The following is a 21375-nucleotide window of genomic DNA, read 5'->3' as shown; positions in this document are numbered from 1 at the left end:
GCGCCGTGACCACCGACGTCCACCCGCTGGTCGAGGCCGAGACCAGGGAAGGCCGGGACACGCTCGCCTCCTCGGGCCTGGGCACCCCCGGGCCGTACCTGATCGGGGTGCGCCACCACGCGCCCTCGATCGCCGCGGCGGTCCCCGCTCTGCTCGACGCGGCCCGCCCGCAGGTGCTGCTGGTCGAGCTGCCCGAGGACTTCCAGCCCTGGCTCGGCCTGCTGGCCGACGAGCACACCACAGCGCCGGTGGCCCTGGCCGCCGCCACCGGGGAGGAGGGCGTGGCCCCCGCGTTCTACCCCTTCGCGGACTTCTCGCCGGAGCTGGCCGCCCTGCGCTGGGCGGCCCGTCACGGGGTGCCCGCCATCGCCTGCGACCTGCCGCTCGCCCGGCGCGGACCGGAGGCCCGGACCGGCGGCCGGGAGACGCTCGGCCTCGCCGAGGCGCTGCGCCGCCGGTTGACCGGCCGGCCGGACGAGGACCTCTGGGACCGCCTGGTCGAGGCCCCGGCCCCCGGCTGCACGCCCGAGCAGGTGCGCCGTGCCGCCCTGCTGGTCGGCTGGGCCATGCGACAGGACGCCGGCACCGGCATCGATCCGCTGGACCTGCGCCGGGAGGCCTGGATGCGGGGCCGCGTCCGCGCCGCGTCGGCGGACGGACGGCGCGTCGCCGCCGTCATCGGGGCCTTCCACGCACCCGCCCTGCTCGACGACCCGGCCCGGGTCCCGGCGCCCGGCGCGTCCGCCGGAAGCAGCCCCGGCCCGGGCGGTGCGGAGCCCCCGCGTACCGAGCGTCCCGACGAGCGGCCGGGCCCGGCCGACACGCCTCCGCCGCCCGGGGCCGACGGCGCCGCCGCGGGGACGACCTCACCGGCCGGTCCCGGCCACGGCGAGCGGCCGTCGCCGGCCGACGGCCCGGCGCGGCAGGTCATCTCCCTGATCCCGTACACCTACCCGCTGCTCGACGCCCGATCCGGCTACCCCGCCGGGATCCGTGATCCTGAGTGGCAGCACACCGTGCTGGCCGCCGCCGGGGATCCGGGGCGCCTGGCCCAGGAGCTGACCCGGACGGCCGTCCGGATCTGCGAGGCGCTGCGCGGCCAGGGCCACCCGGCCGGACCCGCGGACGCCCGGGAGATAGTGCGGCTGGCCGGCGACCTGGCCCGGCTGCGCGGTCTGCCGGCAGCGGGCCGCGGCGAACTGGTGGAGGCCGTCCAGACGGTGCTCGCCCAGGGCGAGCCGCTCGGCCGGGGGAGGGCCGTCGCCCAGGCCCTGGAGCGGGTCCTGGTCGGCACCCGTACCGGCAGCCCCACCCCGGCCGCCCCGCGCACCGGCCTCGGCCCGGCCGTGGAGGCCCTGCTCGCCGAACTCGGCCTGCCGGGTCCGGCCGACACCCCCGGACAGGCCCAGCGCGAGCTGCGGCTCGACCCGCTGCGCTCACCGCTCGACGCCCGCCGCGAGCTGCTGCTGCGCCGTCTCGAGGTCTGCGGCGTGCCGTACGGCGAGCGGCTGGCGGTCAGCGGTGCGGGCGGCACCGACGCACTCGGATCGCGCTGGCGCGTGCGGTGGACACCCGCCGTTGCCGCCATGCTGACGGTCGCCGGGATGCGCGGTGTGACGCCGGACCAGGCCGCCGAGGGCGTCCTCGGCGAACGGCTGCGCCGCGAGCAGGAGGCCGGCGGTCCGACCGCCCGGCAGATCATCGACGGCCTCGCCGCCGCCGCCGGATGCGCCCTCGCTACGCTGACCGCCACCCGGCTGGCACAGCTGGCCGAGGTGATCCCGGCCGTCGCCACTCTCACCGAACTCCTCGACGGCCTCGTCCTTCTCGACCGGCTGACCGCCGGGCACATCGCGGGCGGGGAGGCGGTCGCAGACCTGCTCGGCCCGGCCACCGAGGCCGCCGAGCTGCTCACCACCGCCGCCGTACGGGGCCTGGAGGGGCTCGCCGGCTCCGGCGACCCGGCCGACGCCCGGGCACTGGTGGAGTTCGCTCGCCGGGCCGACACCCACGGCGGGATCCGCCTCGACCACACCCTGCGGCGCCTCGCCGACCAGGGCTCGCCGCTGCTCAGGGGCGCGGCCGGAGCCGTCCGGGTGCTGCTGGGCCACCAGCAGCCCGGCCGGTTCGGCGAACGGGTCGCCTCCTGGACGGACGCCGCCACCACGCCCGACGGCCGGACGGTCCTCAGCCGGGCCCTGACCGGTCTGCTCACCGCCGCCGAGGGCCTGCTCGCCACCGCGCCGGCCGCGCTCGAACCGCTGCTGGGGCGCGTCACCGAACTCCCCGACGACGCCTTCCTGGACCGGCTGCCCGCCCTGCGCGCCGGCTTCGACACGCTCAGCCCCGCCGCCCGCGACCGGCTGCTCACCCTGGTCGAGGAACGCCTCGGCGAACAGGTCGACACCCTGCCCACCGAGGTCGCTCCGGCCGCCCTCGTCGCCTGGGCCCGGGCTGACATGACGGTACGTCAGATACTGGCCGACAAGGGCCTGTTGCCGCCGATGCCGGCCGATGGTGCGATCGAGGAGCCGGCGGAGGCCGCGGCCCACGGGCCGACACCCGCTCTGCCGCGGTCCCTCGCCGCGCTGCGCCCGGCGCCCGAGCCACCGCCCCGCTCACGCCAGGAGTCCGGGCACCCCGCGCCCGCCCCCGCGCTCCCGCCCGCCGACCGCTGGCGGCTGGTGCTCGGCCGCCCGGGCAGCCGCGGCCTCACCGGGCGTGCGGCCCGCCTCGCCACGGCGCTCGACGAGCTGTACGGCACCGGCCGGGGTGAGGGCTCCGGTCCCGAACTGACCGGCGGCGGGCGAGGCGGCCGCGAGGCGCCGTACCCGGGGGCGCGCGAGTGGTCGGAGGAACTGGCCGCGCTGTTCGGGCCCGGCATCCGCGAGGAGGTGCTCGCCGCGGCCGCCGGCCAGGGCCGCACCGACGTACTGGCAATGCTCTCCCCGGAGGCCGCCCGGCCCTCCGTCGAACTGCTCCGCACCGTGCTCCAGCACGCCGGAGGGCTCCCCGAGTCGCGGCTCGCAGCCCTCCGCCCGCTGGTCAGGCGCCTCGTGGACGAGCTGTCCCGGCAGCTCGCGACCGCCCTGCGGCCGGCCCTGACCGGCCTGACCCTGCCCCGGGCGGGCCGCCGCCCCGGCGGCCGGCTGGACCTCGCCCGGACCATCCGGGCCAACCTCGCCACCGCACGGCCTGGCGCGGACGGCTCCACCGTCATCGTCCCGGAGCGGCCCGTCTTCCGGACCAGGGCCGCCCGGTCCAACGACTGGCGGCTGATCCTGGTGGTGGACGTCTCCGGCTCGATGGAGGCCTCGACCGTCTGGGCCGCGCTGACGGCCGCCGTCCTGGCCGGGGTGCCTTCCCTGACCACCCACTTCGTGGCGTTCTCGACCAGCGTGGTCGACCTCAGCGGCCGGGTGGACGACCCGCTCGGGCTGCTGCTGGAGGTACGGGTCGGCGGCGGCACGCACATCGCGGCAGGCCTCAGGCACGCCAGGGAGCTGGTCACCGTGCCCTCCCGGACACTGATCGCGGTGGTCAGCGACTTCGAGGAGGGCTACCCGCTCGGCGGCCTGCTCGCCGAGACCAGAGCCCTGATCGGCGAAGGGTGCCACTTGCTCGGCTGCGCCGCGCTGGACGACACCGGGAAGGCGCGCTACTCGAAGGCGGTGGCCGGGCAACTCGTCGCGGCCGGAATGCCGGTGGCGGCGGTGAGCCCGTTGGAACTGGCCCGTTGGGTGGGGGAGAAGATCCGTTGACAGACTCCCAGACGCTTGCTCCGGCGCAGTGGCCCGCCGTACGGGCCGAAGTGGTCGCGGAGGTGGTCTCCGCGCTGTCGCCCAGGCTGCAGAAGCGGCTGGACGGCGCGGCCGCCAAGCTCGCCGACCGGCCGGCCGTCCGGTCGTCCGTCCGCGTGGAGGACGGGACGGGTGATGGGACGGGCGACTCGGCGCGCGACGAGTGGCGCATCCAGGTCGACGAGGAGGTCGTACTGGTCCTGCACGCCCCGGGCGGCGTGATCCGCACCGCCGCCGGCGTGCGCTGCAGCTGCCTGCTGGCCCCCGCCTGCCTGCACCGGGCCGCCGCCGTCACGGCCGCACCGCTCGCCGCCGCCGACACCGACCTCGCCCAACCCGGCCCCGCCGCCGAAGCCGACAGCGACGGCGCCGAGGCCGGCCCCGGAACCACCGCGTCCACGGGCGCGCCACCGGGCCCGGACACACCGCCGACCGGTACCGCGAAGCCTGACGAGGCAGCACGTACCCCCATCCCGGCGACCGGCGAGCGCCCTGGGGAAGACTCGGGCGACCGGCTCACCCCGGCCGAGACCGAAGCCGTCCAGCGGCTGCGCCGTTCCGCCGCAGCCGCGCTGGCCGCCGGCGTCAGCGGAGCCGGCGGTGTCCCGCAGGCCGAGCTTCTGCGCACCGCCTACCAGGCCCGGCTGCTCGGCCTGCACCGGCCCGCCGTCCTGGCCGCCACCGTGGTCACCCGGCTGCGCGCGGCCCGCGCCGGCGAACCCGATCACCGGCTCGCCGACCTGGTCACCGCCTACCGCGAACTGCTGGCGGTCACCACCGTCGGCACCGGGGACGAGCTGCGCGGTACGGCTCGCCAGACCTACCAGGAGGCCGGATCGCTGCGCCTCTACGGGCTCTTCGCCGAACCGCTGGTGAGCGCCACCCACGCCGGAGTCACGGTGTGGACGGTGGACGCCGCCGGCCGGCTCTGTACGGTCTCCGACATCACCCCGCACAGCGATCCGGTCGAGGCCGCGCAGCTCGCCCAGGCAGCGGCGACCCGGTCGGTACGGCTGGGCGACGCCACGCTCTCCCACCGGGAGCTGGCCCGGGCCGGTCTGGTCGTCCAGGGCGCGACCCGGACGGTCTCCGGCCGCCTCGGCGCGGGCGCCAAGGTCCGTGCGGTGCGGGCGGCCGGTGCCGACTGGCACCAGCCGCCCGTCGCCGGGCTCTGGCAGCAGCCGCCGGCGGTCCAGGCCGAACGCGCCCTGGCCGCCGAACGGATACCGTACGAACTGCGCCCCGCCGGGGCCGGACTGCTCTTCCTCGACGTCACCCTGCTCGGCCCCGGGACGGTCCCGGGCTTCACCACCCCGCAGCTGCTGGCGGACTGCGCCGGGCTGACGGTCGCCCTGCTCCCCGCCCAGGACCATCCGAAGCTCGCGTTCCGCAGCAACCTCGCGCTGCTGGCCGCCGCGCCCGGTTTGCGCCTGCGTGCGATCGGACGCCTGGAGCGCGCCGCCCACCCGCGCATCAGGCTGCTGGCGGTCGGTACCGCGCCGGGGGAGGACGCCCCGACGCTCGGCCTGTCGAGCGAGCGTCAGCACCGGGTCAGCCTCGGACTGGAGCGGCTGCAACGTGCGGATCTGCCACCGGACGCCGTCGCCGAGCGGCCGACGGCGCCGCAGGCCCTCGAAGCCTCGCAGCCGCCGGTCCACCTGCTCACCCGCCGGCTCGAACAGGTCGTCACCAGCGGCCGCCGCGCCCTGACCGCACACCTCACTCAGGGCGCGGCCGAGGCCCGCCTGCTGCGCGGGGCCGGGCTCGGTACGGGTGAACAGCTCCTTGCCGCACTCCGGTCGGCCGCGGCGGAACAGGAGCGCGACGTGTTCGGCCGGCTGCGCGCCGACGACCACGTCGGTTTCGCACTGGCGTGGCTCGCCGCAGCCTGCTACCAGGAGGAGCTGGACACCGCCCTGTGCGCGGCGGCCTGGCAGGGGCGGCCGGCCAAGTGACCGGGTGCCGGGCGGCTGTCGCGCCCGGCGTTCGGGGCGAACGGTTCCGGCGGCCGGTGGACGGCGTCGACCTGACCACCGCGGTGGGCCCGGCTTCCCGCCGCCGACGCCCGGCCACCGCCCGCCGGTCGCCCGGCCCGCGGGCGGCCCCGCTCCGTCAGGACCGCGGTTCGACGGGCGTGAGTACCCCGAGCCGTGCCTCGATCGCGGCCGCGGCCCGCAGACACAGGTCCTCCCGGTACATCCCGCCGATCACCTGGACGCCCAGCGGCAGCCCGCCCGCGATGCCGACGGGCACCCCGACCGACGGCACCCCGACGAAGGTGCTCGCCCGGCACAGCCGGGCCGCCGCGAAGGTCCGGGTGTTGTCCTCGACGTCGCGCAGCAGGGTCTCCGGCGCGGGCGGCAGCCCGGTGTACGCCGGCCCGAGCAGCAGCGGGAACCGTTCGAGGAAGTCGGCCCAGTCGCGCTGGATGCCGAGGCGGAGGCCGGGCAGCGCGACGTACTCGGCGAGGCCGACCGGCGGTCGCTCAGCCAGCGAGTACTCGATGTGCCGGCTGCTGTCGTCGGTGAGCAACTGCCGCAGGGCCGGCCAGATCAGCGCGAACTCGGTGTAGATCATGGCGCGGTAGCCCTCCACGGCCTCCTGCAGCCGGGGCACCTCGACGTGCTCGACCCGGTACCCGGCGTCCGTCAGGGCGGCGGCCGCCGAGTCGAGCCCGGCGAGTACCTCGGGGGCAGGACCGGGCCCGTCCGGGTCGATCACCACACCGACCCGGACCCCTCCGGCCGGCGGCGGGCCGTCGAGCGGTACGGGGACGGCTCGCGGGTCCTGCGGGTCGGAGCCGGACAGGACTTCGCAGACGGCACGCAGGTCCGCCACCGTCCGCGCGATCGGCCCGTCCACGGGGAACAACTGGGAGGACAGGGAAGGCTCTTGAGGCCCGATCCGGTGGTCCATCGGGAACCTGCCGTAACTGGGCTTGAGCGTTGCCACGCCGTTGAACGCGGCCGGGATGCGCAGCGAGCCGCCGGAGTCGTTGCCGAGCCCGAGCGGTGCCATGCCGGTGGCCACCGCGACGGCGTCGCCGCCGCTGGTCCCACCGGGAGTCAGCGCGGGATCCCACGGGTTGCGGGTGTCCCCGTACAGGGTGCTGACGGTGTGCAGGCCGCCAAGCGTCATGTCCGGCAGGTTGGTTCGCCCGATGGGGATCGCCCCGGCCGCCCGCAGTCGCCGCACGGGAGGAGCGTCCGAGGTGGGTACCAGGTCGCGGAACCGCGGCACGCCGAAGGTGGTCGCCGAGCCGGCGACGTGGATGTTCTCCTTCACGGTGAACGGCACGCCGGCGAGCGGTCCCAGCGGCTCGCCGGCCGCGCGGCGGCGGTCGGTCTCGGCGGCCGCCCGGCGGGCGCTCTCCGTCAGCGGGTTGGTGACCGCGTTGAGGGCCGGGTTCACCGAGGTGATCCGCTCCAGATGGGCCTCGGTCACCTCCCGGGCGCTGACCTCGCCGTCGGCGACGGCCCCCGCGAGCGCCGTCGCGCTCAGTTTCCACAGTTCGGTTTCCATGTTCGCGGCGGAACCGCGGTGGTCCGCCGAGCGGCGGGCACCCGCGTCGCCTTCCTCCCTCGGGCAGATTCGTATGCGACTGCGTATATGGATACAGTTCTGTATCTGGATGCGCAATCGATTACGGAACGGCTGGGCCTGAAGCCGCCGCTACCCGCCGCCGTGGAAGGGCCGGAAGCCGTGCGGAGCCCTCGGGAAGGCGTAGGCGATGATCCCGGAGCGGACGTCCCCGGTGAGGGCGGACCGCAGGAACTCGGCGAAGCCCAGGTCGAAGTGCTCCCACCCTCCGCAGCGCGCTTCGTTGACCATGACGGTCCAGTCGTCGGGGTGCTGCCCGGGCCTGGCCAACCAGTGGAGGAACTCCCTGTTGTCGGTCCACGCCCAGGCGGTGAGCCGTGCGCCGGGCTCGTCCAGCTGGGCGGGCGGCTCCTCCGAGCCGTCCCGGAGGTATTCGAGGGCCTCGGCGCGTTCCTCGACGTCCTCCGCCAGATCGTAGTTCTCGTTGGTGCAGTCCGGTTCCAGGACGTACAGGTGGTCGTCGAGGTACCCGCCGCTGATGGTGTCGATGAACTCCCGGTAGTCCGATGGGAGTTCGGTGCCCAGTCGGCGGCCGACGGAGGGCCAGTCCTCGGGCCGGGCTCCGGTCGGTGCGCCGAGCAACCGGGCCAGTCGCGCGAGGTCGTGGTTCATGCGGTGGTCCGTCGGGGGCCGACCGCCCGTCAGCGCCGGAATCCGGTCAAGCTGGGGCGAGTCGGGTGAGGCGGGCGACGGGTCGGGCCGCAGCGGTGGTGAGCGGTACGGGCAACCGTGGCTCCCGGTCGGTCGGGCCGGGTGATCCGCAGGTCCGTCGGCCGAAGGTGTGCGGCGGGCCCGTGGGCGGCCCGGGGACGTGATCGGGAAGAGGGCAGTGGCCTGCCGGTCCGGGCTTCAGGCCGGGCTCACGACCCGGTGGTCGTACGGTCCGACGGGGTCGAGCGCCAGGTCCGCTCGGTGAGGACGACCCGGTAGCCGTCCGGGTCGGCCAAGGTGACGCCGCAGCGGTCCCAGTACGGGTTGTGCGAGGGGACGACCGTCCCGCCGTGCCGGACCGCCTGCGCGACGGCCTCCTCGGGCACGGGATGGCCAAGGTAGACGACCAGCAGATCCTCCGGGGTCGGTGTGGGCTGCACCGGGTCGGCGCTGCTCGCGGTGAGTTCGAGGTGCCAGAAGCCATCGGCCGGACCGACCATCAGCAGGTCGCGCTCACCGGCCTCGGGCCGTCCGGCGATCCGGTGGAGCAGATCCAGACCCAGGCCCCGGACGTAGAAGTCCTCGCTGGCGTCCAGGTCGAGTACCGGGCGGGCGATACGGATGTCGAGCTGCGGTCCGATCATGTCGGACATTCGATCACGTCGGACACCCTCGCACTCCGCGCTCCGGCTGAGACAGTTGACCGGTAGTCGCCTTTGCGCTCCCGCCTTCCTCGCCGCATCGGCCGGCTCCGAGGGGTACGGCGGTACATTGGCCCGGTGGGTACACCCCTGAACGTCCTCAGGCCCCGGCCCGCAGCCTTCCCGCACGAACGGCACGGGAGGCTGGGAAGCCCCGCCTCCGTACGGGAGAGGCGTAGCGGGTTCCGGGCCGGTGTTCCCCGGTGCGGGCCGCGGAGGCGGCCGGTGCCGGACTTCCTGCAGCGGAGGTGGCGATGAGTCAGACCGACGGCGGTCCCGAGCGTCCGGTGGGCGAGGCGGCCGCGCTCGACAGGTACAGCGCCGGGGTGCTCAGCCATGAGCGGCCGACCGAGCTGAAGCGGCTGCAGGCGCTGGAGCGGATGTCCGATGGGTGGACCCGGCAGATCCTCGCCGACCGGGGGCTGCGCGGCGACTGGCGGTGCCTGGAACTGGGGGCCGGGGCCGGGGGAATCGCCCGCTGGCTGGCCGGGCAGTGCCAGGACGGCCGGGTCGTGGCACTGGATGTGGACACGCGCTTCCTGGATGCCGGCCGGCTCGGGAACCTCGACATCGTCCAGGGAGATCTGCGGAAGGCCGAGTTCCCGCCCGGCTCCTTCGATCTGGTCCACGCCCGCGCGCTGATGATGCATCTGTCGGATCCCGAGCGGATCATCGCCCGGGCGGCCCGCTGGCTGGCCCCGGGCGGCTGGCTGGTCCTGGAGGATCCCGTCAACTTCACCACGGACTCCTCGCCGTATCCGGCCTGGCAGCGCGCCATGCGCGCACTGGAGGAGACCCTGGCCGCCCAGGGCGGCGATCTGACCTGGGCCCGCCGTCGGCAGACGGCCGCGCTGGCGGAGGCAGGGCTGACCGAACTCGGCCTGGCCGTGTACCCGTTGATCGTCGGTGACGGCGGAGCCGTCGATGCCTTCATGGGGCTGTTCTTCGAGCAGATCGGTCCCGAGCTGATCGCCCAGAACCGGCTCACCGAAGCCCAACTGGCCGAGGGCCTGGCGATGTTGGACGACCCCGGATTCCTGGACGTCACCCACTGCCTGTTCACCGGGTGGGGACGCCGACCGTCTTGACGCGCACCTGGGGGCCTGGCACTGTTCGGCGCGCGGCCGACGGCGGGGGGGAGCCGTACGTCCGACTGCGACGCAGGAGGGCGCAGGGTGCCGGGGCGGCTCCGGGCGTCATTCGAGGAGTGAGTCCTGGACTGGGGTCGGAGGTGCGGTGTGGCTGTCTCGCCCGAGTTCTTGTTGCCAAGCGGGGTGGCCGGGCAGGGGTACGCGCTGCATGGAGCCTTCGCAGAGCATCAGTCGGCGGGACTCGCGCTTGTGGTCGACGATGGCGCCGAGCCCGATCGCCTCGATGGGGGTGACGGCGATCGTGCGTTTGCAGACCGGGCATGGAACTCGCGGAAGTCTCATGTGTGCCATGGTGCGGCAGGCCTCCGACAGCCGGGAAGTACGCGAGGCTGCTTGGTGTTTGACTGGCGATCAGTCACGAGGGGCGGTCGGCCGGAAGGCGTATCGAACGCACTCTGGGCCACCTGCGGGCCTGGGTGTCCAGCGAATCCGCCTCCTTGCCACCGGTCGGGGCGCAGGTCGTCGCGGACCGCGTCGGCGTCCCACTTCGCGCGGTGCTGGCCGTTGCAGGCCGGGGCCGTCAGTCGGCGCTTCGCCAGGCTCGGATGACCGCGCCGAGCCCGGGACCAGGCTGCCCCGCTCCGCCGACTACCCATGCGTCGGGTGCGGGGATCCGTGTTCGGCGTCCTGGGGCGCTCAAGTGCGGTCGAGGGAAGACCAAGTGCGGGGATCGTGCGGCCGCCGCGGCGGCTGTGCGTCTAGGGTGGTGACCGTGCTGGATGCCGATGATGTCCGTCGTATCGCGTTGTCCCTCCCGGAGACCGTGGAGAAGGAGGCGTGGAGCATGCCGACGTTTCGGGTCGCCGGGAAGATGTTCATCACGATCCCTGACGATCAGACGTCATTCGCTGTGCGCTGTCCGAAGCATGATCGGGCGGAGTTGATCGCTGCGGAGCCGGAGAAGTTCTGGGTGCCACCGCATGAGGTGTCTTCCGCCTGGGTACGCGTGCGACTCGGCGCTCTGGAGGACATGGCCGAGTTGTACGACATTCTTGTGGATTCATGGAAGCAGGCCGCACCGGACCGCCTCGTGGAGGCCTTCGGAGTGCTGGGGCCGGTAGACCCGGGTGAGGGCAACTGGTGACCTGGCCGGCGAGCCCGCGCATTGGGTGTGGGGATCCGTGTCCGGCGCCCCGGGGGTTCGTGCTCGGCGGGCTGGTCCCGCACGGCACGGTGGTGCGGCACACCTTTCCGACGGGTGGACCGCTCACCCTCGCGGTCCACGCCGTGCTGCTCGGCGGCGGTCAGCCGCTGCCGAGGCGGATGGCCTTGACCAGGAGCAGGACGGCGCTGAGGACGAGATAGCCGCGCAGTGCGAGCATCCCCAGCCGCAGACCCGGTGACCAGCGGACGGGTTTGAGCAGGGCCAGCGGCGGCATCCGCCAGGCCAGCTTCTCGGCGGTGGAGAGGACCGGCACCGGCGCCCGCCGGGCGCCCGGGCGGCGGCCGGCCAGCCACAGGACGGCGCCGGTCACGGCCAGGCCGGTCACCAGGATGACGGCCAGCCAGACGGTGAGCGCTCTGACGTCGACGGCGGGGAAGAGCGTGGTGAGCATCAGGGTGCCGGAGAGCACCAGCAGGACCGCGATGATCAGGGCGGCGACCAGGTTGAGCCAGCGCGGGTTGACCCAGGGGCCGAGCACCTCGGGGTCGTTGCAGAGCAGCAGCAGGAAGACGCTCGCCGAGGGCAGCAGGAGGCCCGCCAGTGCCTGGACCGCCTCGGTGATCACTCCCAGCGGGGCGCCGGGGATGAGTACGATCGCCGCGGCCAGCAGCACCATCAGGCTGTAGGAGGCGTAGAACTGCTTGGCCTCGCCGAAGCCGCGGTGCAGTGAGTGGCGCAGGTTGAACACGTCGCCGAAGGCGTAGCTGGTGGCGAGCGTGACGGCCGCCGCGCCGATGATGCTGGCGTCCATCAGCACGACGGCGAACACCACGCCGAGGGCCTGGCCGTGCTGTTCGAGGGCGTACGCGACGCCCGCCGCGTCGGTGAACGCGCCCGCGAACGGCGTCCCTCGGGCGGCGAAGTCGGCGATCACGACCAGCGCGGCGGCGCCGACCACGACCACGACCGAGCCGATCACGGTGTCGGCGCGCTCGTAGTTGATGAACCGCGGTGTGATCCGCTTGTCGATGACGTTGGACTGCTGGAAGAACAGCTGCCAGGGCGCCACCGTGGTGCCGACGATCGCGATGATGAGCAGGACGGCGTCGCCGGTGATGCCGCCCTGGATGCTCGGGACGACGAAGTCGTGGGCGGCGCGGCCCCATTGGGGCTCCGCGAGCAGGGTGAGCGGGATGAGCAGCAGGCTGATCGCGATGAGCGCGAACATGGCCCGCTCCCAGCGGCGGAACGAGCCGCCGGCGGTGACGGCGATCAGCAGCAGCGCGGCGATCGGCACCACGAGGTACTTGGAGGCTCCGAGGTGGGCCGCGGCCAGCGTGATCCCGATGAACTCGGTGACGATGGTGAGGAAGTTGAGCACGAAGAGGTCACCGACGCTGAACCAGCCCCAGAACCGGCCGAAGCGCTCGTTGATCAGCCGGGCGTGGCCGATGCCGGTGACCGCGCCGAGGCGGACCACCATCTCCTGGTTGACGATCAGCACCGGGATGAGCAGGAGCAGCACCCACAGCAGCGAGTAGCCGTAGTTCTGCCCGGCCTGGGCGTAGGTGGCGATGCCTCCCGCGTCGTTGTCGCCGACCATGACGATGATGCCGGGGCCGACGATCGCCAGCAGGGTCAGCAGCCGGGCCCTGAGGCCCGGACGCTCCTCGATGCGTTCCCGGGGAATCCGCCCGAACGCCCCTTCGATGTCGCCGAGTCGGGCCTCGTCGGCCACGGTGCCGGGGCGTGGGGAGGCGGCCGGGCGCGGCCTGGGCCGGGCCGCGGGGCCGGCGGCCGGCCCAGTCGGAGTCGGAGTCGGAGTCGGAGTCGGAGTCGGAGTCGGAGTCACAGTCGGTGGTCCCGGAGGCGGTGTGGGCGTCGCGCGCGGTGCGGGCTCCGCCGCCGGCGGTGCCGGTGCCGCCGGCGGTGGGGTCGGCGGCGGGGTCGGGCCTGGCTCGGGCGGGGTGTCCGGTCCGGGCCGCTCCGGTCGTTCCGGCGGCTTCCCGGGGCCGGTCATGCGTCCGGAGCCGTGCTGTCGTCGGCACGGCGCGCCGGGTGCGGGGCGGGCTCACGGCGGCGCCAGTCCTCGGGGAGCACCGTCTCCAGGATGTCGTCGACCGTGATGACCCCGAGGATGCGGTCCTGCTCGTCCACCACCGGTACGGTCAGCAGGTTGTAGTCGGCCATCAGCAGGGTGACGTCCTCGACGTCGGTGTCCGGGAGCACCCGGACCGGTTCGGTGGCCATCACCTGCTCCAGTCTGGCGCCCGGATCGCTCTGCAGCAGGGCCACCAGGGTCGCGGTGCCGATCAACCGGGCCGTGGTTCGGGCCTGTTCGACGACGTAGACGCTGGTGATCGCCTCGGGCTGCAGGGTACGGGCGGCGCGGACCAGCTCCAGCGCCTGTGCGACGGTCGCGGCCGGGGACGCGGTGACGGTGTCCAGCGCCATCAGCCCGCCCGCGCTGGACGGGTTGAAGCCCATCAGCGTGAGGACCTTGGCGCGCTGTCCGGCCGGCAGCGCGTCCAGGACGGGCTGCCGGCGGCGCTGCGGCAGGTCGTTGATGGCGTCGGCGGCGTCGTCCGCCCGCATCCGGGCGAGGACCGCCGCGATCTCGGCGTCGTCCTTCTCCGCGAGCAGGCGGGTCTGCGAGTCGGGCTCCAACTCCTCGAAGACGTCCGCCTCCAGCTCGGGGTCGGAGTGGACGGTCTCCAGGATCTCCTCCGACTCGGTGCGGCTGGCGTCCTCCAGCAGGTCGGCGAGATCGGCGGCCTTGAGCCGGCCGAGGCGGCCGAACGGACCGCGCACCCGGGCCGACTGGGCGTGTCCGATGAGCGGTTCGAAGGACTTCCAGTCCCGCCAGTGCGGCTCCGCCCGGCCGGGCCGGAACCAGCGGGGGCGGTGCGGACGGGTGTCCAGGCGGTCGACCACCCAGCCGTCCGGCCGCTCGCGAAGCTCCAGGTCGTGGGCGCGGACCAGCTCGACGCCGACCACGTCGATCACCCGGTGCCCGAGCACGTCCGCGCGCAACAGCACCTCGCCCTCGCGCCGTTCGAACGGCCGCAGGTCCACCACCTCGCTGGTGAGGCGGGTCCTCCCGCCGTCGAAGGAGGCCACCTGCTCGATGGGCAGGAACACCTCGCGCCTGCCGATCCGGACGACCAGGCCGGTCACCAGCGGGTAGTCGCGACCCCGCAGCCGGACGATCACATCGGACAGGCGGCCCACCACCTCGCCGCCGCGCCCCACCAGTGGGCGGTGCAGCAGCTGGGAGAACGAGACGAGACGATCCACAGCGCGAAGCTAGCCGAGCCCGGTTCACGAACGCCGCGGGTTCCGCCGTCACACCGGGGCTTCACCCGGACGGATCAGCAGGGCGCCGAGCTGTCGGGGCGTCAGGGTTCGGTGGGACTCGTCCGGCAGAGCGCGCCGCGAGACCTGCCGGATGGTGTCAGGACGCCGCTCGCCCCGGGAGCAGGTGTCCGTGCTCCGGGGCGAGCGACCGGTTGCCGCCGGAGTCAGGAGGACCTGACGGTGATGTCGCCGATGTCGGTGGTCAGGTCGAGCCGGTGGGTGCCCGCCGGGTCGTTGCTGACACCGATGTGCTTGTCACCGAGATCGGCATCCGCGTGCACCTGGTAGTGGCCGGCCGGCACGGTGAGGTGGATCTCGCCGTTGGAGGTGCCGGCCTTGACGTTCTGCGGCACGGTGGGGGCGAGGTCGATGCCGCCGTTGGAGGTCTTCGCCTGGATCTTCCCGCCCTTGAGCCCGTGCCCGCTGATCTCGCCGTTCTCGGTCCGCACGTCGATGTCGCCAGCGACCCCGTCCAGCTTGATGGCGCCGTTGTCGGTGGTCACCTTCACCTCGCCCACGTCGGAGAGACTGATCTCGCCGTTGGAGGTGCTGCCGGTCACCGGGATGCCCGCCGGGACCTCGACCGTGTAGTCCACCGAGCACTGCTTGCCGCAATCCCCGAGCACCAGAACGCCGTTGTCGATCCGGTGCGTCGCCCCGGTGGGCTTGTCCCCGTGGTACTCCACCTTCCGGTGGACGGAGAGGTCGCCCTTGCCGTCGTGGCCGTGCAGGACGACGCCGCCGGACTTCAGCTCCAGCCGCACCGCGGTGACCTTCTCCGCCAGCACACCGTCGTCCTCGAAGGTCTTTCCGGGCAGCACGTTGCAGGCACTCAGCCCACCGGCGGCGATACCGGCCGCTGCAAGGATCCCGAGAAAGCGAAGCCGTTGGCGCATGAACATCCCCCATGGTCTGGACATCGGCCGGCCCGGACTCCCCCCGGGCCGATGCCGACGAAGCTATCGCCCGTGCCGCGATCACGACCATGGGGTAAACCCCAGCATCCGGCCGCACCGGGCGCGGAGTCGATCCGGTCGGTGAACGGCGCGCGAACTCCGCGACGGCGCAGGCTCGTCGGGGCGGGGGACGTCCTCAGCGGGCAGGACGATGGGGCCGGGGCGTCGGTCCGGTGCTCCGGCCGGCCGAGGCGTCGGCGGCCCCGGCCGGCGAGGTGAGGGGGTCAGCCGCCGTACACGTCCTCGACGTAGCGTCCCCGGGCGATCAGGGTCTGCAGCCAGTCCCGGGCGTCGGCGAGGTCGGCGCCGGGGGTGCGTTCCAGGTACAGCGCCCGGAAGGCGTCCCGGACACCGGGTGCCATCCGGGCGCCGTCGCCGCAGACGTAGACCTGGGCGCCGGCGGTCAGCAGCTCCCAGACCCGGTCGGCGTCGCCGGCCAGCCGGTCCTGGACGAAGCGCCGGCCGTCGGCGGGGGCCGCGCTGAAGGCGGGGCGCATGGAGACCGCCCCGGCCCGCTCCGCCGCGTGCAGTTCGGCGGCGTACAGGTAGTCGGCATCGGGCGCGTCGCAGCCGAAGTAGCACAGTGCCGGGGAGAGTCGGCCGCCGTCCGCCAGGTGGGCGCGGCGGTCCGCGATGGCGCCGCGGAAGGGGGCCAGGCCGGTTCCGGCGGCGATCATGATTACCGGGGTGCCGGTGCCGTGGTGGATCCGGAAGGCTTCGCGGCACGGCTGGATCCGGGCGAGCACGGTGTCTCCGGGCCTGAGCGAACCCAGGTAGCCGGATCCGGTGCCGCGGAAGGTGCCGCGGCCCGAGTGCGCGGGAGCCTGGAGCAGCGAGACCATCAGGTCGACGTGGTGCGGGTCGGTGCTCGGCGAGGACGAGACGGAGTAGTGCCGCGGTCTGATCGCCGGCAGCAGCTCCAGCAGCACCGGCCAGGTCAGCGCCTCCGCCAGGGCCGGGTGATCCTCGAGGAGGTCCAGCAGGCTGCGGTGGTCGGCGGCCCGGGCGCCGGAGTCATCGGCGAGCGCGCGCAGTGCGGAGCGCTCGGGCGGGCAGGGGTTCAGCTCGGCCAGTACGGCGAGCTGCTCGGCGGTCGGCCGATCCTGCAACTCAACGTGATGGGTAAGTAGTTGGCGCACCGTCAGTGGACGGTCGACGGCGAGACCGTCGCGGCGCGGCCGGCCCTGGACGATGTTCAGCACGGTGTCCAGGTCGGCGCGGAGCAGCCGGGCGGCGCGTTCGACCAGGATCGGGTCGTTGGCGGGCAGCACGGTGAGGTGGTCCCCGGTGCGGTAGCCCGTCCCCTCCGGCAGGGCGAGCCGGACCAGCCGCTTGACCCGCGGATAGTCCGGCCGGGTGAGGCCGCCGGTCTCGGTCACGGTCATCGCCGTCATGCCGTGCCGGGCGGCCAGCGCGTCGAGCGCCTGGCCGGTGACCTCGGTGACGGTGTACGCGGGGCCGCCCTGCCCGGCCCGCGGCCGGGCGCCGGCCGTGTCGGGATCGCCGTACACCCGCAGCAGGGCGGTGCGCAGCGCGCCGGCGAACTCCTTGACGCTGCTGGCCAGATCGCCGGAGGCGTCGGCCTCGGTCCGCTCCAGCAGACGGGTGCCGCCGAGGGCGGCGAGCCGCTCGTCGATGAAGGTCGGGACCCGCTGGTAGGTGGCGGACCAGTTGCGGTCGCCGACGCCTAGGACGGCGTAGCTGACGCCCTGTGCGGCCCCGGGCCCGGCGCTCTCCAGCCACCGGACGAAGGCGGCGGCGTCGTCGGTGGGCTGCCCGTTGTAGGAGGCGGCGGTGATGACGACCGGCCGGTCGGTGGGCAGGCCGCCGGCGTACGCGTCGAGCGGTGCGGTGGTGGTGCCGAAGCCGAGCTCGGCCGCCTCTTCGGCGAGTGAGGCGGTGAAGCCGCGGCAGGTGCCGTAGTTGGAGCCGTGCAGCAGCAGTGCGCCGCTGCCCTGGCGGACCCGGGTGGGCGGCGCGCTGTCCGTGCCCCGTGCGCGGTCGGCGGGGGTGGACGCCGCCCGGGGCGTGCGGTCGGTACGCGGGAGCAGGGTGAGGGTGAAACCGTTCGGCTTGATGGTCAGCGACTGCTTGAGCGCGAGCCGGTAGTCCGTGTGGTCGATCAGCCGGTACCGGTGGACCAGCATGCCCAGCAGCATGGTGGCCTCGTGCAGTGCGAACTGGCGGCCGATGCAGGCGCGTTCACCGGTGCCGAACGGCTTGAAGGCGTGCGGGGAGCGGGCCGCCTCCGCTTCCGGCGCGAACCGGGCGGGGTCGAACAGCTCCGGGTTGTCGCCCCAGGCCGGGTCGCGGTGCAGCATCGGGGTGACCACACCGATGACCTGCCCCGCGCGCACCGGGATCCGGCCGCCCAGCAGCGTGTCCTGGCGGGCCTCGCGGCCGAAGCCGGGGGCCGCCGGCCACAGCCGCAGGGTCTCGTTCAGCACCCGTCGGGTGTGGCGCAGCCGGCCGACGTCCTCGAAGGTCGGCGCCAACTCCACGCTGTCGCCCCACAGTTCGTCCACCTCACGCTGCACCTGGCGCAGTACGGCCGGGTGCTTGACCAGGTTGTGCAGGGCGAAGGCCAGGGTGCCCGAGGTGGTCTCGTGCCCGGCGATCAGGAAGGTGATCACCTGGTTGCGGATGTTCGCCAGGTCCAGGGTGGTGCCGTCACCCGGGTCCGTCGCGGTGAGCATCAGACCGAGCAGGTCCCGCTGCTCGGTGCTCCCGGCGGCGGTGCGCGCGGCGATGACCTCGTCGACCACCGAGGCGAGGTAGTCGGTGTCGGCGCGCATCGCCTCGTCGCGCTCGCGGTGGTCGAGCTCGGGGTTGCGGCTGAGCCGGGTCATCGCCCAGTTCAGGCAGCGCACCATCGAGGCGACGAACGGGTGCGGCTCGTCCCGCGCGAAGGAGCCGAAGTCGAACCCGAACCCGGCCAGCCCGATGGTGTCCAGGGTCATCCGGGTCATGTCCTCCGGCACGTCCACCGGAGTCCCGTCGGCGGCGTGGCGGTCCCAGGAGGCGATGAGCCGACGGGCGACCTCCAGCATCACCGGGTGGTAGGTGCGCATCGACCCCAGGGTGAAGGCCGGCATCAGGATGCCGTGCGCCTTGGCCCAGTTGGGCTCGTCGTTGTAGGCCGTGAACAGGCCGTCGCCGGTGAACTCGCGGACGTTCTCCAGTGCCGGGCCGACCGCCTTGGTGAACCGCCGCTCGTCCGACAGCTCCGTCACCAGGTCCAGGCTGCTGACGAACAGGGTGTCGTGGCCGTGCAGGCGCTGCACGAAGGCCGGGCCGTGCCGCCGGGCCAGCTCCATGAGCCGCAGGACCGGGGTGTCGGTCATGCCGGCGGCGGAGAGGTCGACGACGGGGACGCCGAGAGCGGGAACATCGATGACGGGAACGTCGTCACCGCCGCCGGCCCGCGCTGTCAGCAGGGTCTCGGTCATGGGTGAACTGCCCTCCGGGGTATGGGATTCCGGGCTGCCGCCGCCGCGGTGCGGGCGGCTGTCCCCACCCTGACGCAGCGGGGCTTCCGTGCGACCGGTCCCTACTACATGATTCTGTAGTGGCCGCCGGAGCGTCGGGCTTGCACCGCCCGGCTCCCGGGTGTAGCAGCAGTACGAGCAGGGGCACGGAATGGATTCCCGAAGGCAGGCGGACCCTGTTGGGCAGTGCCCGGGCGGACCGGACGACACCCCCCGGCCGCCCGAGCGCGACCGGGCGGTCACTTGGCGCAACTGGGCCCTGCTGCTCTTCGACCACCTTCCGATCCCGACCGCGCTGTGCGACGCCCACGGCACCGTGCTGCTGGCCAACCCCGCGATGGCCGCCGAGTGGGGCACCCTGCCCGGCCGGTTGGCCGGCCAGCGTGCCCTGGACCTCTTCGACCTCAAGACCCCGACCCGGCTGCACCCGATCGTAGAGGCGGTCCGGCTGCGCCGCCGGTCGCGCTACCCCGTCGAGGTGTCCTGGTCCACCGGGAAGGGCGCCGAGCGGCACGGCGAACTCACCGTCGACCTGGTCAGCGACACCCCGGACGCCCCGCCGCACCTGCTCCTGCTGCTGCGCGTACTGGAGGAACCCTCACGGCCCGCCACCGCCACCGCCCGGGTGAGCCCCGTGGAGGCGAGGACCCTCGCCCTGGCCGCGGGCGGCGCCACCACCGCGCAGATCGCCGCCGGGGTGGGGCTGACCGTCGACGGGGTCAACTACCACCTGGGCCGCCTCGCCCGCCGCTGGGGCACCGCCAACCGGACCGCCCTGGTCGCGCGCGCCTATGTGACGGGGGTCCTCGCGCCGGGCGTCTGGCCGCCGGAGCCCGGCGAGCCGGTCTGAACCCGGGCCCGCTCACCGGCGCGCGGGCGCCCGGAGCGCTACCGGAATTAATCGCAGTGCGCCGGGCTTCGGCCCGGTGGTGAAGCGATTCTGAACGCTGTTCTGAGCTGGGTCCGGCGCGCCCTCCCGCGCTGTGGACCTCGGCTCAGGCGGGCCGGTTTTGCTGCTCGATGTACTGCCGGACGATGCTCAGGGGTGCGCCGCCGACCGATCCGGCGAAGTACGACCCGGACCAGAGCCGCTGTGCTCGCCAGTAGTGCCGGACCAGGTCGGGGAACTCCTGACGTAGGCGTCGGGAGCTTACGCCCTTGAGACTGTTGACCAGCTTGGAGATCGCCACCTTCGGCGGGAAGCTCACCAGCAGGTGGACGTGGCTGGCCTCGCCGTTGAACTCCACCAGCTCGGTCTCGAAGTCCGCGCAGACCGCCCGCATGATCTCTTCCATGCGTTTCAGGTGGGCGTCGGTGAACACGCGATGCCGGTACTTCGTCACGAAAACCAAGTGAGCGTGCATGACGAATGCACAGTGCCTGCCTGTACGGATGTTCTGATACTCGCCCATAACCAACCGTAGTACGGTGATTGCCGTGCAGCTTCGGTACAGCTTCCGCCTGTACCCGAACGGGCCTCAGTGTGCCGCTCTGGCAAGGGCGTTCGGGTGTGCGCGGGTGGTCTTCAACGACGCCCTTCGGGCTCGTGAGAGCGCCCGCGCGGACGGGTTGCCGTTCCCGAGGATCGGCGACCTGTCGAAGCTGCTGATCACCGAGGCGAAGAAGACCCCCGAACGCGCATGGCTCGGGGAGGTGTCGGCGGTCGTCCTGCAACAGTCCCTCCGGGACCTGGAGAGCGCGTACTCCAACTTCTTCGCCGGCCTCAAGGGCAGCCGCAAGGGCCCGAAGACCGGTGCGCCCCGCTTCAAGTCCAAGCGGGACAGCAGACAGTCGGTCCGGTTCACCGCGAACGCCCGGTGGAAGATCACGCCAGGCGGGGACCTGTCGTTGCCGAAGATCGGCGATGTGCGGGTGAAGTGGTCCCGCACGCTGCCGTCCGCTGCGTCCACGGTGACCGTGGTCAAGGACAGCGCGGGCCGGTATTTCGCGTCGTTCGTCATCGAGACCGATCCGGACGTCGACCTCGGGCGCATGCCCGAGACGGACGGTCGGATCGGTCTCGACCTCGGTCTGACGCACTTCGCCGTCCTGTCGGATGGCCGGAAGATCGACAGCCCGCGTTTCCTGCGCCGGGCCGAGAAGCGCCTCAAGAAGGCGCAGCGGTCCCTCTCTCGCAAGGAGAAGGGCTCGAAGAACAGGGACAAGGCCCGCCGCAAGGTCGCCCGTGCTCACGCGCGGGTGGCCGACGCCCGGCGCGAGTTCCACCACCAGCTCTCAACGAAGATCATCCGCGAGAATCAAGCGGTTGCCGTTGAGGACCTGGCGGTCAAGGGACTCTCCCGGACGAAGGTGGCCAAGTCCGTGCACGACGCCGGATGGTCGGCATTCCTCACGATGCTGGAATACAAGGCCACCCGATACGGGCGCGTCTTCACCCGCATCGGCCGGTTCGAACCGACATCGCAGGTCTGCTCGAACTGCGGCGTCAAGGACGGCCCCAAGCCCCTCAACATCCGCCTCTGGCAGTGCCAGGCATGCCGGGTGTGGCTGGACCGGGACATCAACGCCGCCGTCAACGTAGCCCAGGCCGCCGGACTGGCGGTGA

The 21375-nt window shown here is 73.5% G+C and carries 15 protein-coding genes; 6 read left to right on the top strand and 9 right to left on the bottom strand.

Translation table 11 applies throughout. The features are described from left to right. Positions 1-5: 5 nt before the first annotated feature. Both ACZ5ON_RS19050 and ACZ5ON_RS19045 read left to right on the top strand, forming a co-directional pair. On the top strand, positions 6-3761 hold the full coding sequence (locus ACZ5ON_RS19050) for a vWA domain-containing protein (protein ID WP_465593517.1): 3756 nt from the start codon (positions 6-8) through the stop codon (positions 3759-3761). Next, positions 3758-5755 (top strand): hypothetical protein, encoded by a 1998-nt coding sequence (locus ACZ5ON_RS19045; protein ID WP_465593514.1) that lies wholly within the window; start codon positions 3758-3760, stop codon positions 5753-5755. The genes ACZ5ON_RS19050 and ACZ5ON_RS19045 overlap by 4 nt, the downstream gene beginning before the upstream one ends. 157 nt (positions 5756-5912) lie before the next feature. Here the strand turns inward: ACZ5ON_RS19045 and ACZ5ON_RS19040 are convergent, their stop codons facing one another. From ACZ5ON_RS19040 to ACZ5ON_RS19030, 3 genes are all read right to left on the bottom strand, one after another. Then, entirely contained in the window at positions 5913-7322 is a 1410-nt protein-coding gene (locus ACZ5ON_RS19040; protein WP_465593511.1) for an amidase, read from the bottom strand. 150 nt (positions 7323-7472) lie between these two features. Continuing rightward, positions 7473-8012 (bottom strand): SMI1/KNR4 family protein, encoded by a 540-nt coding sequence (locus ACZ5ON_RS19035; RefSeq protein WP_465593509.1) that lies wholly within the window; start codon positions 8010-8012, stop codon positions 7473-7475. A gap of 248 nt (positions 8013-8260) precedes the next feature. Beyond that, positions 8261-8695 carry a VOC family protein gene (locus ACZ5ON_RS19030; RefSeq protein WP_465593506.1) on the bottom strand — a complete coding sequence of 145 codons (435 nt, stop codon included), beginning with the start codon at positions 8693-8695 and terminating at the stop codon, positions 8261-8263. A 311-nt stretch (positions 8696-9006) separates the two neighbouring features. On the opposite strand from ACZ5ON_RS19030, the gene ACZ5ON_RS19025 reads away from it, so the two are divergent. Then, complete coding sequence (locus ACZ5ON_RS19025; RefSeq protein ID WP_465593503.1) at positions 9007-9840, top strand: methyltransferase domain-containing protein; 834 nt, start codon at positions 9007-9009, stop codon at positions 9838-9840. A 108-nt stretch (positions 9841-9948) separates the two neighbouring features. Here the strand turns inward: ACZ5ON_RS19025 and ACZ5ON_RS19020 are convergent, their stop codons facing one another. Next, positions 9949-10185: a hypothetical protein gene (locus tag ACZ5ON_RS19020; RefSeq protein ID WP_465593500.1), complete on the bottom strand. Its 237-nt coding sequence runs from the start codon at positions 10183-10185 to the stop codon at positions 9949-9951. Between the two features lie 430 nt (positions 10186-10615). On the opposite strand from ACZ5ON_RS19020, the gene ACZ5ON_RS19015 reads away from it, so the two are divergent. After that, entirely contained in the window at positions 10616-10987 is a 372-nt protein-coding gene (locus ACZ5ON_RS19015) for an MmcQ/YjbR family DNA-binding protein (protein WP_465593497.1), read from the top strand. A 160-nt stretch (positions 10988-11147) separates the two neighbouring features. On the opposite strand, the gene ACZ5ON_RS19010 is transcribed toward ACZ5ON_RS19015, so the two are convergent. The 4 genes from ACZ5ON_RS19010 to ACZ5ON_RS18995 form a co-directional block, all read right to left on the bottom strand. Further along, complete coding sequence (locus ACZ5ON_RS19010; protein ID WP_465593494.1) at positions 11148-12746, bottom strand: NRAMP family divalent metal transporter; 1599 nt, start codon at positions 12744-12746, stop codon at positions 11148-11150. A 278-nt stretch (positions 12747-13024) separates the two neighbouring features. Then, positions 13025-14305 (bottom strand): magnesium transporter MgtE N-terminal domain-containing protein, encoded by a 1281-nt coding sequence (locus ACZ5ON_RS19005; protein ID WP_465593491.1) that lies wholly within the window; start codon positions 14303-14305, stop codon positions 13025-13027. Between the two features lie 224 nt (positions 14306-14529). Further along, the gene (locus tag ACZ5ON_RS19000; protein ID WP_465593488.1) at positions 14530-15261 is read right to left on the bottom strand and encodes a DUF4097 family beta strand repeat-containing protein; all 732 of its coding nucleotides are present in this window, start codon (positions 15259-15261) and stop codon (positions 14530-14532) included. Between the two features lie 284 nt (positions 15262-15545). After that, a complete protein-coding gene (locus ACZ5ON_RS18995) occupies positions 15546-18770 on the bottom strand; it encodes a bifunctional cytochrome P450/NADPH--P450 reductase (protein WP_465593485.1) in 3225 nt (1074 codons plus the stop codon). A gap of 190 nt (positions 18771-18960) precedes the next feature. Between ACZ5ON_RS18995 and ACZ5ON_RS18990 the strand changes: the two genes are divergently transcribed. After that, a complete protein-coding gene (locus ACZ5ON_RS18990; protein ID WP_465593482.1) occupies positions 18961-19659 on the top strand; it encodes a helix-turn-helix transcriptional regulator in 699 nt (232 codons plus the stop codon). A 145-nt stretch (positions 19660-19804) separates the two neighbouring features. Here ACZ5ON_RS18990 and tnpA read toward each other — a convergent pair whose 3' ends face one another. Continuing rightward, on the bottom strand, positions 19805-20221 hold the full coding sequence (gene tnpA / locus ACZ5ON_RS18985; protein ID WP_465593479.1) for an IS200/IS605 family transposase: 417 nt from the start codon (positions 20219-20221) through the stop codon (positions 19805-19807). Between the two features lie 25 nt (positions 20222-20246). Here tnpA and ACZ5ON_RS18980 point away from each other — a divergent pair. Next, positions 20247-21375, top strand: a 1129-nt coding sequence (locus ACZ5ON_RS18980; protein ID WP_465593476.1) for an RNA-guided endonuclease InsQ/TnpB family protein, incomplete at its 3' end; no start/stop codon positions are given.

This window comes from Kitasatospora sp. NPDC032150 (genome assembly GCF_055579945.1).
This window is presented reverse-complemented; position numbering and strand designations above follow the sequence as displayed.

Excerpts from the sequence above, each read along its gene's own strand:
- ACZ5ON_RS19040 (WP_465593511.1), bottom strand. The coding sequence starts at position 7,322 with ATGGAAACCGAACTGTGGAAACTGAGCGCGACGGCGCTCGCGGGGGCC.
- ACZ5ON_RS19035 (WP_465593509.1), bottom strand. The coding sequence starts at position 8,012 with ATGAACCACGACCTCGCGCGACTGGCCCGGTTGCTCGGCGCACCGACC.
- ACZ5ON_RS19030 (WP_465593506.1), bottom strand. The coding sequence starts at position 8,695 with ATGATCGGACCGCAGCTCGACATCCGTATCGCCCGCCCGGTACTCGAC.
- ACZ5ON_RS19025 (WP_465593503.1), top strand. The coding sequence starts at position 9,007 with ATGAGTCAGACCGACGGCGGTCCCGAGCGTCCGGTGGGCGAGGCGGCC.
- ACZ5ON_RS19020 (WP_465593500.1), bottom strand. The coding sequence starts at position 10,185 with ATGAGACTTCCGCGAGTTCCATGCCCGGTCTGCAAACGCACGATCGCC.
- ACZ5ON_RS19000 (WP_465593488.1), bottom strand. The coding sequence starts at position 15,261 with ATGCGCCAACGGCTTCGCTTTCTCGGGATCCTTGCAGCGGCCGGTATC.
- ACZ5ON_RS18995 (WP_465593485.1), bottom strand. The coding sequence starts at position 18,770 with ATGACCGAGACCCTGCTGACAGCGCGGGCCGGCGGCGGTGACGACGTT.
- ACZ5ON_RS18990 (WP_465593482.1), top strand. The coding sequence starts at position 18,961 with ATGGATTCCCGAAGGCAGGCGGACCCTGTTGGGCAGTGCCCGGGCGGA.
- tnpA (WP_465593479.1), bottom strand. The coding sequence starts at position 20,221 with ATGGGCGAGTATCAGAACATCCGTACAGGCAGGCACTGTGCATTCGTC.